This is a genomic window from Paraburkholderia sp. SECH4, from assembly GCF_030511745.1.
GTDB classification, from domain to species: Bacteria; Pseudomonadota; Gammaproteobacteria; order Burkholderiales; family Burkholderiaceae; genus Paraburkholderia; species Paraburkholderia madseniana.
Window position 1 is genome coordinate 22,501 of record NZ_JALOCP010000015.1, and the last position, 15,252, is coordinate 37,752.

Sequence of the window (15,252 nt, forward strand, 5' to 3'; positions counted from 1 at the left end):
TTCTTACCGTTAGAATGCTTTTTTCGGGATCGTATTGTGGGCGATGGTCTCCGCCACTGCAACCAGATGAGCAGAGATTAGCACGATCGTTCTATTTCTGTGATACGGTATGACCCGCAGTGATGGTCTTACCGCACCTGTCAACCGCGTCTGTAACAACAACCGAATAAGGGAACGACAATGGGCCGTTCGATCAATCTGGAAGGCAAGGTCGCGCTGATCACCGGCGCCTCGAGCGGGTTGGGGAAGCGCTTTGCTCAAGTATTGTCGCAGGCTGGCGCCAAGGTCGTGTTGGCGAGCCGCCGCACCGAGCGCCTGAAGGAGTTGCGCGCCGAGATCGAAGCCTCCGGTGGCGCGGCGCACGTCGTCTCGCTCGACGTCACGGATTATCAAAGCATCAAGTCAGCCGTTGCTCACGCGGAAACCGAGGCGGGCACGATCGACATTCTGGTGAACAATTCTGGTGTGTCGACCACGCAGAAGCTTACAGAAGTCACGCCGGCCGACTTCGAATACGTGTTCGACACTAACACGCGCGGCGCTTTCTTTGTCGCTCAGGAAGTCGCCAAGCGCATGATCATGCGTGGCAATAGTGCGCAGAAGCCGTCATACCGGATCATCAATATCGCGTCGATGGCGGGCCTGCGGGTGTTGCCGCAGATCGGCCTGTACTCGATGAGCAAGGCCGCCGTCGTCCATATGACGAAAGCCATGGCGCTGGAGTGGGGCAAGCACGGCATCAACGTGAACGCCATCTGCCCGGGCTATATCGATACCGAGATCAACCATCATCACTGGTCGACTGAGCAGGGGCAGAAGCTGGTCTCGCTGCTGCCGCGTCATCGTGTCGGCAAGCCGGAGGATCTGGACGGGCTGTTGCTGCTGCTGGCGGCCGACGAATCGCAGTTCATCAACGGCTCGGTGATTGCCGCCGACGATGGGTTCGCTCTCGTCTGAACGCGGCTTTGGGCGGCCGTTCCTTGTTTGCCACGTTTACCCCGGCCCACGCGCCGGTTTCACCCTCGTTTCAACCCGTTAAAGAAGTACGATGAGCGATTTTCACGCAGTTTTTGAGATGTCGATGCCGATCCGCTGGGGCGACATGGACGCATTCGGCCATGTGAACAACACGGTCTATTTCCGGTACATGGAGCAGGTGCGGATTTCCTGGTTCGAACAACTGGGTCTGGCCGGCAGCAACGCCGACGGGCAAGGGCCGGTGATCGTCAATGCGTCGATGGAGTTTCTCAAGCAGTTGCACTATCCGGGCGACGTGATCGGCCGGATGTCCGTGGCCATGCCCGGGCGCAGCAGTTTCGACACGGCATTCGAGCTCGTGCGCGCCGATGATCCGAACACCGTCTATGCGCGCGGTGCTGCGCGCTGCGTGTGGATCGACTACGCCGCGGGCAAGTCGGTACCGGTTCCGGATATGCTGCGCGCGACCATCGAGAGCGCGGCGCTGGTCAAGGCGGCTTAATATCCCGGCGCCTCCTCAGCGCCTTCTCAGCGCCTTCTCAATGCCCGAGCAAGCGCTGCAACAGCTCGGTTGCATTCCCCGTATCGTATTTGCGCATCAGCCGCGCGCGGTAGACATCGACCGTGCGCGGGCTGATATCCAGCGCCCGTCCGATCTGCTTGCTGGTTTTGCCCGTCACCAGTTGCGCGGCGATTTCCCGTTCGCGCGGCGTTAACTCGACCGCCACGCGCCGTGTCGCGCTCAAATCCTCGAAAGTCCACACACCGGCTGCGTGCGGGTCCATGCGTTGCTGCGCGCGGCCCGTCACGTGGCACCAGAACAATTCCCCGTTGGCCCGCTTCATGATGCGGTCGTCCGCGTAACTGCCTTGCGCGGTCATGATCGGCGGAATCCGCGCGCCGATCCGCTCGAATTCGTCCGTCGACGGATACAGCACCTGGAACGACTGGCCGAGCAGCGCCTCGCGCGTGCAGCCGAATATCGACGCCAGCTCGTCGTTGCAGTCTTCGATGATCCGTTCGCGTGACAGCACGAGTCCGATCGGGGCGAGGTGAAACGCGGTTTGGTAATCCAGTGCGGGCATGGGCTGGCGGCAAGTACTTATGTATTTTTGCGTATTGTGCCGCATGGCGCGCCCAGCGTACTCTTTCGGGCACATGACAACGCGGCGAAACCGTTCGTGGCGGGCATTGGCGCAAGTGATCAGGCAATCCTGACAGTCTGAGCGCAAAGCCGGCCACGGATGACTAGAATGACGTGTCGGGCTTGCGCCCGCTAAGCGTCATATCGAAGTCGCAATGATCCGGTTTCGGATTTCCATAAAGGAAGGGACAAACGATGAACAAGGTCTATCCAGGCGCGGCTGAAGCGCTGAAAGACATCGTCAAGGACGGGCAGACGTTTGCCGTCGGTGGTTTCGGGCTGTGCGGCATTCCGGAAGCGCTGATCGGCGCGCTGCGCGATTCGAAGGTGCAGGGCATCACCTGCATCAGCAACAATGCGGGTGTCGACGGTTTCGGCCTCGGTTTGCTGCTCGAAACGCGCCAGGTCAAGAAGATGATTTCTTCGTACGTGGGCGAGAACAAGGAGTTCGAACGCCAATATCTCGCCGGCGAACTCGAGCTCGAATTCACGCCGCAAGGCACGCTCGCCGAGAAGCTGCGCGCCGGTGGCTCGGGCATTCCGGCCTTCTTCACGAACACCGGCTACGGCACGCTGATCGCCGAAGGCAAGGAAACCCGCCAGTTCGGCGAAAACCATTACGTGCTCGAACATTCACTGACGGCCGACGTCGCTTTGGTCAAGGCATGGAAAGCCGATAAATCGGGCAACCTGATCTATCGCCGCACCGCGCGTAACTTCAACCCGATGTGCGCGATGGCCGGCAAGATTACCGTCGCGGAAGTCGAGGAAATCGTTGAAGTAGGCGAACTCGATCCGGACGCGATCCACACGCCGGGCATTTTCGTGCAGCGCATTGTACTCAATGCGCATCCGGAAAAACGCATCGAACAACGCGTCGTCCGCGCGAAAGGAGACTGATCATGGCATGGACTCGTGACGAAATGGCCGCACGCGCGGCGAAGGAATTGCAGGACGGCTTCTACGTGAACCTCGGCATCGGCTTGCCAACGCTGGTGGCGAACCACGTGCCGGCTGGCGTCGAAGTGTGGCTGCAGTCGGAAAACGGCCTGCTCGGCATTGGCCCGTCGCCGACCGAAGAAGAAGTGGATGCCGACCTGATCAACGCCGGCAAGCAGACGGTGACCACGCTGCCGGGTTCGTCGATTTTCTCGTCGGCGGATTCGTTCGCGATGATTCGCGGCGGCCACATCAATCTGGCGATTCTGGGCGCGATGCAGATCAGCAAGAAGGGCGATCTGGCCAACTGGATGATTCCGGGCAAGATGATCAAGGGCATGGGCGGCGCGATGGATCTGGTCGCAGGCGTCAAGCGCGTGGTCGTGCTGATGGAGCATGTCGCGAAGGGCGACCAGCACAAGATCCTCGAAGAATGCACGTTGCCGCTGACGGGCGTGGGCGTGGTCGATCAGATCATCACCGATCTCGGCGTGATCGAAGTGACGGAAGACGGTCTGAAGGTGACTGAGCTGGCGCCGGGCGTCAGCGTCGAGGAGATCCAGACGAAGACGGGCGCGCCGCTGGATGTGAGCGCGGTGAGCTGAATGGTGGTGTGAGCCGCCCGCATCGGTCTTTGTGACGGTAGTTGGTGGCATCGCAAGTTGCCTTGTGGGTCGTGGGCGGCTTACGAAGCGAATTGAAGCGAGGTTGTAAGTGGGCGAGGCGCGAGTCTCGCCCGTTTTGTTTTGGTGCTGTCCTTTCGTGCCGTTTTGCGCTGCCCGCATCGGGACGCCTGCGCTGCGGCTTTGACCCTGGGGCATCTTGGTCACTCTTAGGCCGTTTGGCCGATCCTTGCCGTGCGGCAAAGCGGTTTACAATCGTTTGAAGATTCGACGTTCATTTCCCGCCGCTTGGTCTGCGTCGAGCCCATGGCGCTTTTGCAAGGAACCCAGATGACCGAGACGTCCGCTTCCACCGCCGAGCGGCCCGCGCCGCGCCAACGTTATGTGCAGTGCGCGAGCGCCGGTGGCCTGCACCGGATCGCCTACACCGAGTGGGGCGACCCCGCTAATCCACGTGTGCTGCTGTGCGTGCACGGCTTGACGCGATCGGGGCGCGATTTCGACCGCCTCGCGGCGGAATTCGCCGGCACTTACCGCGTGGTGTGTCCGGATGTGGCGGGGCGGGGCTTGTCTTCGTGGCTCGCGAACCCCAACTTCTATAGCATCCCGCAGTACGTCGCCGACATGGTTACGCTGATCGCGCGCCTGAACGTCGAAACGGTCGACTGGTTCGGTACCTCGATGGGCGGTCTGATCGGGCTCGCGCTGGCCGGCCTGCCGGGAACGCCGATTCGTAAAATGCTGCTGAACGACGTCGGGCCGCATCTGGAGCCGGTGGCCGTAGAGCGCATCGGCGATTACCTCGGCAAGCCCGTGCGTTTCGAAACGCTGCAGCAGGGCATCGATTACGCAGCGTTGCTTGCGCAAACTTTCGGTCCGCTCACACCAGAGGAATGGCGCGAGATCAATACGCCGCTTTTGCACGAGCAGGACGGCGCGTGGTTGTTCCGCTACGACCCGCGAATCGCACAGCCGTTTACCGCGACAACCGAAGAAGCGGCCAAACTCGGCGAGGCCGCGTTGTGGCATTCGCTGGCTGCGTTTCAGGGGCCGGTGCTGGTGGTGCGAGGCGAGCAATCGGATCTGCTCTCGCGTGAGACCGTCGCCAAGATGGTCGAGACAGGGCGCGCTGTATCCAGCGCGGAAATCTCGGGCGTCGGGCATGCGCCGGCGTTTCTGTCGGCTGATCAGATCGACCTCGCGAGGCAGTTCTTTATCGGGCCGGCCGCTGACGCGTCATAATGTAGGGTTCCGCGCGGCGTCCTTTATTGGGAGCAATGCGCGGGAGCAATGCGGAACGCATCTGCGATCAATTTTCAACCAACCTCAGGATTCTTCATGGCAGTCATTCGTCACCACGTCGGCAAGCGCCTCTCGGAAACTGCTGTGTACAACGGCACCGTGTACCTCGCCGGCCAGATCGCCGAAGACGCGGATCAGGACATCACGGGTCAGACGCGCGAAGTGCTCGGCCACATCGACCGTCTGCTGGAAGAAGTGAACAGCGACAAGTCGCACTTGCTGTCCGTGCAGATCTACATCTCGGACATGGTGCACTTCGCCGGCATGAACGCAGTGTGGGACGAGTGGGTCGCACAAGGCGCCACGCCGCCGCGCGCTACCGTCGAAGCGAAGCTCGCTAACCCGAAGTGCCTCGTCGAAATCGTCGTGGTCGCGGCGCAGCGCGATTGAGCCTGGCTGACCTGGTTTACGCCTGGTCTCGCAGTTGTTGTTGACATTCCGTTGATCCGTCTGGCCCGGTGGGCCGTCGCACCATGACTACCGAAATCGTTACGAGCACGCCAACCCCCATCCCTTCCTTCGACGAAGCGATGGCGTTCGTGCGCGAACATGCGGGCGAAGTGCGGCTCTCATCGGGCGAGTTGCTGGCGGATCATGCGGCGGGTACGGCGTCGATCATGCGCACGCTCAATGTCGATCCGCCGGCTGTGCTGGCAGCGGCCTTGTTTGCCCTGACGCCGCATCTGCAAGACCCGGAACGCGTGATCGCCGATAACTTCGGCGAAGAAGTCGCGCAACTGGTGGGCGACGTGCGCAAGTTGCTGCGCCTGGGGACGGTGAGCTTGCGCGCCGCGCAGAATGCGATGCCCGAAGCCGGGCGCGATGCGCAGGCCGCGCGCCGCGCGCAGGTCGAGGCGCTGCGCAAGATGCTGCTCGCGTTCGCGCAGGACATTCGCGTCGTGCTGATACGGCTCGCGTCGCGCTTGCAATCGCTGCGTTATTACGCGGCGGCGAAAATCACGCCTTCGCCCGACGTCGCGCGTGAAACGCTCGATATTTACGCGCCGCTCGCCAACCGGCTCGGCATCTGGCAACTGAAATGGGAGCTCGAGGATCTCGCGCTCCGCTTCGAAGAGCCGGTCACGTACAAGCGCATCGCCAAGCTGCTCGACGAGAAGCGCGTCGAGCGCGAGAGCTATGTTGCGCAGGCAATCGAGCGGCTGCAGCAGGAACTGGCTGCGGCGAATGTTCAGGCTGAAGTCAGCGGCCGGCCAAAACACATTTACAGCATCTGGCGCAAGATGCACGGCAAGGAGCTGGACTTCGCCGAACTGTACGATGTGCGCGCGTTTCGCGTCATCGTGCAGGACATCAAGGATTGCTACACCGTGCTCGGCATCGTGCACAACCTGTGGCAGCCGGTGCCGAAAGAGTTCGACGACTACATCTCGCGCCCGAAGCCTAACGGCTATAAATCGCTGCACACGGTCGTGATCGGCGACGACGGTCGCGCGTTCGAAGTACAGATCCGCACGCAGGAAATGCATCAGTTCGCCGAGTATGGCGTGGCGGCGCACTGGCGTTATAAGGAAGCGGGCACGCGTGGCTACGGCGGCCAGTTCAGCGCCAATGAGAAGTACGACGAGAAGATCGCGTGGTTGCGTCAACTGCTCGCGTGGAAAGACGACGTCTCCGAAGGCGAGCACGGCGAGAAGCGCGCCGCGCAGCCGTGGGAGCAATTGCGCCAGGCTACGCTCGACGACGACCACATCTACGTGCTCACGCCGCAAGCACGCGTGATTCCGCTGCCGCACGGCGCCACACCGGTGGACTTCGCGTATCACCTGCATAGCGAGCTGGGGCATCGCTGCCGTGGTGCGCGTGTCGACGGCGCGATGGTGCCGCTCAACACGGCGTTGCAGAACGGCCAGACGGTCGAGATCGTCGCGGTGAAAGAGGGCGGTCCGTCGCGTGACTGGCTCAACCCGCAACTCGGGTATCTGCAGAGCCATCGGGCGCGGCAGAAAGTGCGCGCGTGGTTCAACGCGGTCGAAGTGCAGGAGCACATCTCGAGCGGCCGTGCGATGGTCGAAAAGACCCTGCAGCGCGAGGGCAAGACGTCGGTCAATCTCGATCAGCTCGCCGCCAAGCTCGGCTTCAAGACCACCGACGATCTGTTCTCGGTGGTCGGTAAGGAAGAATTTAGTCTGCGGCTCGTCGAGCAGGCGCTGCACGATGCGCCGCCGCCCGAGCCGGTAGTCGAAGCGCCGGAACAGTTCGAGAAGCGCAGTAGCGGCGCGAGCGTCGCCCGCGGGGCTTCCACGGGTGTACTCGTGGTCGGCGTCGACGCGTTGCTTACGCAACTCGCGCGCTGTTGCCGTCCCGCACCGCCCGACGACATCAGCGGCTTCGTCACGCGCGGCAAGGGTATGTCGATCCACCGCAGCGATTGTCCGACCTTCGTGCGCATGGCCGATCGCGCACCCGAGCGTGTGTTGCAAACCGCGTGGTCGGCGGATGTCATGAGCGGCCGCGGGCAGTCGGTCTATCCCGTCGACCTCAGCATCGAGGCCACAGATCGGCAGGGTTTGCTGCGCGATATCTCCGAAGTTTTCGCGCGCGAGAAGATGAATGTGATCGGCGTGAAAACGCAGTCGCGTCGCAATGCGGCGTTCATGCAATTTACTGTCGAAGTATCGAGCGCCGCGCAAATTCAGCGCGCGTGTACGTTGCTCGGTGAAGTAATCGGCGTGGTGCGCGCTTCACGCAAGAGTTGATGCGCGCACGCGGCGGACGGTGCCTGTGGGTGCCTGCAGGTGCCCGGCAGGCATCGGTTCGATGTGCCCGCGCGCATGAGTAGAAATTTAAAGTCGGTGCATAAAAGTACTTGCCAAGCGGTGTGGGGCTCCATATAATCTCGTTTCTTCAGGCTCGTAGCTCAGCTGGTTAGAGCACCACCTTGACATGGTGGGGGTCGTTGGTTCGAGTCCAATCGAGCCTACCAACGAAAGAGAAATTCCGGTTTTACCGGGGTTTCGCAAACTGCAGTAAGCGCTTCGGCGCAAAAGGCAAATACGGTTATGGCACCGCGAACGTTGACCGAAACTACTTCGGAGCGACGCTAGTCGAGGACCACTTTCGCCACTGTAGTTAGCAGGAAATGTGAATGCGGCCCCTCGAAAGTGGGGCCGCATTTTTTTTGGTTTTTTGACCTGGTTGTATGTGCCGCCGCCGGTCGGCACCACGGAGAACGCAATGGTTTCGATACGTCTGCCTGACGGTTCTGTTCGACAGTACGAGCATCCGGTGACCGTCGCCGAAGTGGCCGCATCGATCGGCCCCGGCCTCGCGAAAGCTGCGCTCGGCGGCAAGATCGACGGTGAACTCGTCGATACGTCCGCGCTGATCGATCACGACGTGGCGCTTGCCATCGTCACCGAGAAAGACGCCGACGGCCTCGACATCATTCGTCACTCCACGGCGCACTTGCTCGCGTACGCGGTGAAGGATCTGTTCCCGGAAGCGCAGGTTACGATCGGTCCCGTCATCGACAACGGGTTCTATTACGACTTCGCGTATAGCCGTCCCTTCACGCCGGAAGATCTCGAGAAGATCGAAAAGCGCATGCAGGAACTCGCGAAGAAAGACGAGCCGGTCTCGCGCCGTGTGGTCTCGCGCGACGAAGCCGTGGACTACTTCAAGAGCATCGGCGAAAAGTACAAGGCCGAGATCATCGAATCGATTCCGGCCACCGACGAAATCAAGCTGTACTCGCACGGTGGCTTCACGGATCTGTGCCGCGGCCCGCACGTGCCGTCCACCGGCAAGCTGAAGGTTTTCAAGCTGATGAAGCTTGCGGGCGCTTACTGGCGCGGCGACTCGAAGAACGAGCAACTGCAGCGCATCTATGGCACGGCCTGGGCGAAGAAAGAAGACCAGGACGCGTATCTGCACATGCTTGAGGAGGCGGAAAAGCGCGATCACCGCAAGCTCGGCAAGCAACTCGACCTGTTCCACATGCAGGACGAGTCGCCGGGCATGGTGTTCTGGCATCCGCGTGGCTGGACGCTGTGGCAGCAGGTCGAGCAGTACATGCGCCGCCGCGTGAACGACGCCGGCTACCTCGAAATCAAGACGCCGATGATCATGGACCGCTCGCTCTGGGAAGCGTCGGGCCACTGGCAGAACTATCGTGAAAACATGTTCACGACGGAATCGGAAAAGCGCGACTACGCGATCAAGCCGATGAACTGCCCGGGTCACGTGCAGGTGTTCAACCACGGTCTGCGCTCGTATCGCGATCTGCCGCTGCGTTACGCGGAATTCGGCTCGTGTCACCGCAACGAATCGTCGGGCGCGCTGCATGGTCTGATGCGCGTGCGTGGCTTCGTGCAGGACGACGCGCACATTTTCTGTACCGAAGACCAGTTCATCAGCGAATCGATCGCGTTCAACACGCTGGCGATGAGCGTCTACAAGGACTTCGGCTTCGACAATGTCGAGATCAAGCTGTCGCTGCGCCCGGATGCTCGCGCCGGCACGGATGAGACATGGGATCGCGCGGAGCAGGGCCTGCGTGAGGCGCTGACGGCGTGCGGCGTGACGTGGGAAGAGTTGGCGGGCGAGGGCGCGTTCTACGGCCCGAAGGTGGAGTACCACATCAAGGACGCGCTCGGCCGCTCGTGGCAGTGCGGCACGTTGCAGCTCGATATGGTGCTGCCGGAGCGTCTGGGCGCCGAATACGTCGCCGAAGACAATAGCCGCCGCCGCCCGATCATGCTGCACCGGGCAATCGTCGGATCAATGGAGCGTTTCCTCGGCATTCTGATCGAGCACCATGCTGGTGCAATGCCGTCGTGGCTCGCGCCGATGCAGGTTGTGGTGATGAATATCGCCGAAAGTCAGACCGAATATGCGCAGTCGCTAGCCCAATCGTTGCAAAAACAAGGGGTTAGAGTAGAGGCCGATTTGCGCAACGAGAAGATTAGCTATAAAATACGGGAGCACACGCTGGAAAAGGTGCCGTACCTGCTCGTGGTCGGCGACAAAGAGCGTGAAGCCCAAACGGTAGCCGTGCGTGCCCGTGGTGGTGTCGATCTGGGTGTGATGCCTCTCGATACCTTCATTGAGCGTCTGCGCCAGGATGTGCAGTCGTTCAACTGAGCCACTTGGCAGCCCGGCTCGTTTTTTTAATTTTTAGAGGAAACGTAACATCGCTACTGATAAGTCTGCGCACCGCATCAACGGTGAAATTACAGCACCCGAGGTGCGTCTGGTCGGAGTCGAGAACGAACCGCTCGGCATCGTGAAACTCGCTGATGCGTTCCGCATGTCGGAACAGCAGGATGTGGATCTGGTTGAAATCGCTCCGCAAGCGGTTCCTCCGGTCTGCCGTTTGATGGACTACGGCAAGTTCAAGTACTCGGAAGCGAAGAAGCAACACGAGGCCAAGCTCAAGCAGAAGATCGTCCAGGTCAAGGAAGTCAAATTCCGCCCGGGCACCGATGACGGCGACTACAACGTCAAGCTGCGCAACCTCATCCGCTTCCTCGACGACGGCGACAAGACGAAAATCACGTTGCGTTTCCGTGGCCGCGAAATGGCTCACCAGGAAATCGGTATGCGCATGCTCGAGCGCCTGCGCACGGACCTCGACGAAGTCGGTCAGGTCGAGCAGATGCCGAAAATGGAAGGGCGCCAGATGATCATGGTGCTCGCGCCGAAGAAAAAGAAGTAAGCCGCTGGAGCAGCGGCGCACCGTGTGGTGCGCGCTCCGGTTGTGAAAGATTGAAACGATGCTGTGCCGGGTGTCCGGTGCGGGATCGGCAGGTTTCGGAACGGCGCATGTGCAAATGTGCGCCGCTTCCTGAAAAGCGGCTGCCGGCAGTAACGGCGGTCTGCATACCAAGTGGAATGGGTTTCGAAGGGCGGGTAATGGCCATCTGGCCGACCGCACACCCATATCCATCTAATAATGGAGTTGTCATGCCGAAGATGAAGACCAAGAAGAGTGCTGCAAAGCGCTTCGTGGTGCGTCCGGGCGGTACCGTCAAGCGCGGTCAAGCCTTCAAGCGCCACATTCTTACCAAGAAGACCACCAAGAACAAACGCCATTTGCGCGGTTCGACGTCAGTTCATGAAGCAGATATGAACTCCGTGCGCGCAATGCTGCCGTTCGCTTAACCCTTAACCGACACTCATAGGAGCAAGATATGCCTCGAGTAAAACGTGGGGTTACCGCACGGGCCCGTCACAAGAAGATCATCAAGCTGGCCAAGGGTTACCGCGGCCGTCGCAATAACGTCTATCGCATCGCCAAGCAGGCGGTCATGCGCGCAGGCCAATACGCCTACCGCGATCGCCGCAACAAGAAGCGTGTGTTCCGTGCATTGTGGATCACGCGTATCAACGCGGCGGTGCGTCAGCACGACATGACGTACAGCGTGTTCATCAACGGCCTGAAGAAGGCTTCGATCGAACTCGACCGCAAGGTGCTGGCCGACATGGCTGTGTTCGACAAGGCTGCTTTTGCTGCGATCGTTCAGCAGGTGAAAGCCGCCGTTGCAGCCTGATTGCGCTTTGGGCAATTAAACTGCGTGGTTCGTTGCAGCGAACATCCGGTAGTCTCGGTGACGCTGCAGCAAAAACGGGGCTCCTCACCGAGCCCCGTTTTTGTTGGTCGAACCAGTTTTGCATCGATTGAACACTGACGTTGAAATGATGGGATCAATGGATCTGGACCAGATTGTCGCCGACGCGCAAAAAGCCTTCGCAGAAGCCTCCGACGTCACCACCCTCGAGAACGAGAAAGCGCGCTTTCTCGGCAAATCGGGTGCGTTGACCGAGCTATTGAAGGGCCTTGGCAAACTCGATCCCGAAACGCGCAAGACCGAAGGCGCACGGATCAACCTCGTCAAGCAACAAGTGGAGGCCGCGTTGACGGCCCGCCGTCAGGCGCTCGCCGACGCGTTGCTGAACCAGCGCCTCGCCGCTGAAGCCATTGACGTCACGTTGCCCGGCCGCGGCACCGGCGCAGGTAGTCTGCACCCGGTGATGCGCACATGGGAGCGCGTCGAACAGATTTTCCGTACGATTGGATTCGATGTGGCCGACGGCCCCGAGATCGAAACCGACTGGTACAACTTTACCTCGCTGAACAGCCCGGAAAACCACCCGGCGCGTTCGATGCAGGACACCTTCTACGTCGACGGCAAAGATGCCGACGGCCGTCAACTGCTGCTGCGCACGCACACCAGCCCGATGCAGGTGCGCTACGCGCGCACCAACACGCCGCCGATCAAGGTGATCGTGCCGGGCCGCACGTATCGTGTGGACAGCGATGCAACGCATTCGCCGATGTTCAACCAGGTCGAAGGCCTGTGGATCGACGAGAACATCAGCTTCGCGGACCTGAAGGGCGTCTACTCCGATTTCCTCAAGAAATTCTTCGAGCGCGACGATATTCAGGTGCGCTTCCGTCCGTCGTACTTCCCGTTCACCGAACCGTCGGCTGAGATCGACATGCTGTTCGAAACGGGCAAGAACGCCGGCAAGTGGCTCGAAATTTCGGGTTCCGGCCAGGTTCACCCCACGGTGATCCGCAACATGGGCCTCGACCCCGAGCGCTACATCGGTTTTGCTTTCGGCAGCGGCCTTGAGCGGCTCACAATGTTGCGTTACGGCGTGCAAGACCTGCGTCTGTTCTTCGAAAACGACCTGCGTTTCCTGCGTCAATTCGCGTGAACCGGCGCGTACGAACGCGACAAGCATAGAGCGCGGCACTGCACGCAGTGCCGCAGCAGCGTCCCCGGCAGAGTCCAGTGAATCAATGGGCCGCCTGCCGGACGTGGACCTAACCTGATCAGAACGTACACAGAACCATGCAATTCCCGGAATCCTGGCTGAGAACCTTTGTCGATCCGCAACTGACGACCGATGAGCTGTCGCACGCGTTGACGATGGCGGGTCTCGAAGTCGAAGACCTGCGGCCGGCCGCGCCGCCGACCTCGAAGATCGTCGTCGGCCAGGTGCTGGAAGTCGTCAAGCACCCGGACGCGGACAAGCTCAACGTGTGTCAGGTCGACGCCGGCACGGGCGCGACGCTGAACATCGTGTGCGGTGCGCCGAATGTCGCGCCGGGCATCAAGGTGCCGGTCGCGCTGGTCGGCGCGCAACTGCCGCCGGCCGAAGAGGGTGGCACGCCGTTCGCGATCAAGCTCTCGAAGCTGCGCGGCGTGGAAAGCCAGGGCATGCTGTGCTCGGCACGCGAACTGAAGCTCTCGGAAGATCATAGCGGTCTGATGATCCTGCCGGAAGCTACGCCGATCGGCCAGGACATCCGCGAAACGCTCAATCTCGACGACACGGTTTTCGAAATCAAGCTGACGCCGAATAAGGCGGACTGCCTGTCGGTGTTCGGCGTGGCGCGCGAAACGTCGGCCATCACCGGCGCGCCGCTGCGTCCGCTCGAGATCAAGCCAGTCGAAGTCAAGTTGAACGAAACGTTGCCCGTCAAAATTTCGGCACCCGATCTGTGCGGCCGCTTCTCGGGTCGCGTGATTCGCGGCGTGAATGCGCGCGCGAAGTCGCCGCAATGGATGGTGCAGCGTCTCGAGCGTTCGGGTCAGCGCAGCATTTCCGCGCTCGTCGATATCTCGAACTATGTGATGCTCGAACTCGGCCGTCCGTCGCACGTGTTCGATCTGGACAAGATCCACGGCAGCATGGACGTGCGTTGGGGCCGCAAGGGCGAAACGCTCAAGCTGCTGAATGGCAACACCGTTGAACTCGATGAAACCGTCGGCGTGATCGCAGACGAACAGCACATCGAAAGCCTCGCCGGCATCATGGGCGGCGACAGCACGGCCGTCACGCTCGACACCACCAACATCTATCTCGAAGCCGCGTTCTGGTGGCCGGATAGCATTCGTGGCCGCTCGCGCAAGTACAACTTCTCGACCGATGCAGGCCATCGTTTCGAACGTGGCGTCGATTACGCGACCACCGTCGAACACATCGAACGCATCACGCAATTGATCCTCGATATCTGCGGCGGCGAAGCCGGCCCGGTCGACGATCAGATCGTCAACGTGCCGAAGCGTGAGCCGGTGAAGATGCGGGTCTCGCGTGCGAACCGCATCATCGGCATCAAGATCGACGCGGACGAAATTGCGCAGATCTTCACGCGCCTCGGCCTCACGTTCGAACGCGACGGCGATACGTTCTCAGTGATCCCGCCGTCGTACCGCTTCGATATCGAAATCGAAGAAGACCTGATCGAAGAAGTCGCGCGCATCTACGGCTTCGAAAAGATCCCCGCACGTCCGCCGGTCGCGACCAGCGAAATGCTGCCGACCAACGAAACGCAGCGCTCGATTCACGTGATCCGTCACGCGCTCGCCGCGCGCGATTACGCGGAGACGGTCAACTTCAGTTTTGTGGATGCCGAGTGGGAGTCGGACTTCGCCGGCAACGACAAGCCTGTTCGTCTGTTGAATCCGATTGCGAGCCAGTTGTCGGTCATGCGCACCACGCTGTTCGGCAGCCTGATCAACGTTCTGCGCACGAACCTGAACCGCCGCGCGGCCGATCGCGTGCGCGTGTTCGAAGCCGGCCGCGTGTTCCTGCACGATCCGTCGATCAAGGCAGGCGAATTGACCGTCGAAGGTTTTGCCCAGCCGAAGATGTTCGGTGGCCTCGCCTACGGTCCCGCGCTCGAAGAGCAGTGGGGCGCGCAAACGCGCACGGTCGACTACTTCGACGTGAAGGGCGATCTTGAAGCCGTGCTCGCGCCGGCCGTGGCGAGCTTCGTGAAAGCGGAGCATCCGGCATTGCATCCGGGCCGCAGCGCGCGTATTGAACTGAATGGCCGCGCAGTGGGCTGGATTGGTGAATTGCATCCGCGCTGGATGCAGAAATATGATTTGCCGCATGCGCCGATTCTGTTTGAAATCGAAGCGGAAGCATTAATGCAGCGCGTATTGCCGACTCCAGCGGATGTGTCTAAATTCCCGCCGGTGCGTCGCGATATCGCGGTGGTCGTCGATCAGAAAATCGAGGTGCAGGCGCTGCTGGACGAGCTCCAGAAGGCTCAGTCCGAAGAGGCTTGCAAGACTGTTCAGAAGGTTGTGCTTTTCGACGAATTCCGTCCAAAATCAAACACTTCCGGTGGTTTGGCTGCTCACGAGAAAAGCCTTGCGTTCCGTGTGACCTTGCAAGATACTGGCGGGACCCTTCAGGATGAAACGGTCGATCTGGCCATTCAAACTCTGGTGGAACGTCTGGCTCGAGTATATGGCGCACGGTTGCGTGGATAACCCGCATTTA

14 protein-coding genes and 1 tRNA gene are annotated in these 15,252 nt (G+C 60.8%); 14 read left to right on the top strand and 1 reads right to left on the bottom strand.

From position 1 onward, the window contains the following. Positions 1–180 precede the first annotated feature (180 nt). Together M0D67_RS20640 and M0D67_RS20645 are read left to right on the top strand one after the other, a co-directional pair. Positions 181–957: an SDR family oxidoreductase gene (locus M0D67_RS20640; protein WP_154559030.1), complete on the top strand. Its 777-nt coding sequence runs from the start codon at positions 181–183 to the stop codon at positions 955–957. A gap of 91 nt (positions 958–1,048) precedes the next feature. Continuing rightward, entirely contained in the window at positions 1,049–1,480 is a 432-nt protein-coding gene (locus M0D67_RS20645; RefSeq protein ID WP_154559031.1) for a thioesterase family protein, read from the top strand. A gap of 37 nt (positions 1,481–1,517) precedes the next feature. Here the strand turns inward: M0D67_RS20645 and M0D67_RS20650 are convergent, their stop codons facing one another. Next, positions 1,518–2,063, bottom strand: a complete 546-nt coding sequence (locus M0D67_RS20650) for a LuxR C-terminal-related transcriptional regulator (protein WP_054040426.1) — start codon at positions 2,061–2,063, stop codon at positions 1,518–1,520. A gap of 254 nt (positions 2,064–2,317) precedes the next feature. Here M0D67_RS20650 and M0D67_RS20655 point away from each other — a divergent pair, with 254 nt between their 5' ends. From M0D67_RS20655 to pheT, 12 genes are all read left to right on the top strand, one after another. Further along, positions 2,318–3,022 (top strand): CoA transferase subunit A, encoded by a 705-nt coding sequence (locus M0D67_RS20655; RefSeq protein WP_028200192.1) that lies wholly within the window; start codon positions 2,318–2,320, stop codon positions 3,020–3,022. 2 nt (positions 3,023–3,024) lie between these two features. Next, complete coding sequence (locus M0D67_RS20660) at positions 3,025–3,666, top strand: CoA transferase subunit B (protein ID WP_097389913.1); 642 nt, start codon at positions 3,025–3,027, stop codon at positions 3,664–3,666. Positions 3,667–4,014: 348 nt separating this feature from the next. Next, positions 4,015–4,926, top strand: a complete 912-nt coding sequence (locus M0D67_RS20665) for an alpha/beta fold hydrolase (protein WP_154559033.1) — start codon at positions 4,015–4,017, stop codon at positions 4,924–4,926. 96 nt (positions 4,927–5,022) lie between these two features. Continuing rightward, positions 5,023–5,376: a RidA family protein gene (locus tag M0D67_RS20670; protein WP_028200195.1), complete on the top strand. Its 354-nt coding sequence runs from the start codon at positions 5,023–5,025 to the stop codon at positions 5,374–5,376. Between the two features lie 83 nt (positions 5,377–5,459). Then, positions 5,460–7,703 (top strand): bifunctional (p)ppGpp synthetase/guanosine-3',5'-bis(diphosphate) 3'-pyrophosphohydrolase, encoded by a 2,244-nt coding sequence (locus tag M0D67_RS20675; protein ID WP_154559034.1) that lies wholly within the window; start codon positions 5,460–5,462, stop codon positions 7,701–7,703. A 150-nt stretch (positions 7,704–7,853) separates the two neighbouring features. Continuing rightward, a tRNA-Val gene (locus M0D67_RS20680) sits at positions 7,854–7,930 on the top strand. Positions 7,931–8,181: 251 nt separating this feature from the next. Beyond that, positions 8,182–10,089, top strand: a complete 1,908-nt coding sequence (thrS, locus tag M0D67_RS20685) for a threonine--tRNA ligase (protein ID WP_266239548.1) — start codon at positions 8,182–8,184, stop codon at positions 10,087–10,089. A gap of 49 nt (positions 10,090–10,138) precedes the next feature. Then, positions 10,139–10,663, top strand: a complete 525-nt coding sequence (infC, locus tag M0D67_RS20690; protein ID WP_074263967.1) for a translation initiation factor IF-3 — start codon at positions 10,139–10,141, stop codon at positions 10,661–10,663. Positions 10,664–10,911: 248 nt separating this feature from the next. Next, positions 10,912–11,109, top strand: a complete 198-nt coding sequence (gene rpmI, locus M0D67_RS20695) for a 50S ribosomal protein L35 (RefSeq protein WP_097389908.1) — start codon at positions 10,912–10,914, stop codon at positions 11,107–11,109. Between the two features lie 29 nt (positions 11,110–11,138). Then, on the top strand, positions 11,139–11,498 hold the full coding sequence (gene rplT, locus M0D67_RS20700) for a 50S ribosomal protein L20 (RefSeq protein WP_006052502.1): 360 nt from the start codon (positions 11,139–11,141) through the stop codon (positions 11,496–11,498). A 157-nt stretch (positions 11,499–11,655) separates the two neighbouring features. Continuing rightward, complete coding sequence (gene pheS, locus M0D67_RS20705) at positions 11,656–12,669, top strand: phenylalanine--tRNA ligase subunit alpha (protein WP_028200200.1); 1,014 nt, start codon at positions 11,656–11,658, stop codon at positions 12,667–12,669. 137 nt (positions 12,670–12,806) lie between these two features. Then, on the top strand, positions 12,807–15,242 hold the full coding sequence (gene pheT, locus M0D67_RS20710; RefSeq protein WP_266239549.1) for a phenylalanine--tRNA ligase subunit beta: 2,436 nt from the start codon (positions 12,807–12,809) through the stop codon (positions 15,240–15,242). Positions 15,243–15,252: the final 10 nt, after the last annotated feature.

Excerpts from the sequence above, each read along its gene's own strand:
- M0D67_RS20640 (WP_154559030.1), top strand. The coding sequence starts at position 181 with ATGGGCCGTTCGATCAATCTGGAAGGCAAGGTCGCGCTGATCACCGGC.
- M0D67_RS20645 (WP_154559031.1), top strand. The coding sequence starts at position 1,049 with ATGAGCGATTTTCACGCAGTTTTTGAGATGTCGATGCCGATCCGCTGG.
- M0D67_RS20650 (WP_054040426.1), bottom strand. The coding sequence starts at position 2,063 with ATGCCCGCACTGGATTACCAAACCGCGTTTCACCTCGCCCCGATCGGA.
- M0D67_RS20655 (WP_028200192.1), top strand. The coding sequence starts at position 2,318 with ATGAACAAGGTCTATCCAGGCGCGGCTGAAGCGCTGAAAGACATCGTC.
- M0D67_RS20660 (WP_097389913.1), top strand. The coding sequence starts at position 3,025 with ATGGCATGGACTCGTGACGAAATGGCCGCACGCGCGGCGAAGGAATTG.
- M0D67_RS20665 (WP_154559033.1), top strand. The coding sequence starts at position 4,015 with ATGACCGAGACGTCCGCTTCCACCGCCGAGCGGCCCGCGCCGCGCCAA.
- M0D67_RS20670 (WP_028200195.1), top strand. The coding sequence starts at position 5,023 with ATGGCAGTCATTCGTCACCACGTCGGCAAGCGCCTCTCGGAAACTGCT.
- M0D67_RS20675 (WP_154559034.1), top strand. The coding sequence starts at position 5,460 with ATGACTACCGAAATCGTTACGAGCACGCCAACCCCCATCCCTTCCTTC.
- thrS (WP_266239548.1), top strand. The coding sequence starts at position 8,182 with ATGGTTTCGATACGTCTGCCTGACGGTTCTGTTCGACAGTACGAGCAT.
- rpmI (WP_097389908.1), top strand. The coding sequence starts at position 10,912 with ATGCCGAAGATGAAGACCAAGAAGAGTGCTGCAAAGCGCTTCGTGGTG.
- rplT (WP_006052502.1), top strand. The coding sequence starts at position 11,139 with ATGCCTCGAGTAAAACGTGGGGTTACCGCACGGGCCCGTCACAAGAAG.
- pheS (WP_028200200.1), top strand. The coding sequence starts at position 11,656 with ATGGATCTGGACCAGATTGTCGCCGACGCGCAAAAAGCCTTCGCAGAA.
- pheT (WP_266239549.1), top strand. The coding sequence starts at position 12,807 with ATGCAATTCCCGGAATCCTGGCTGAGAACCTTTGTCGATCCGCAACTG.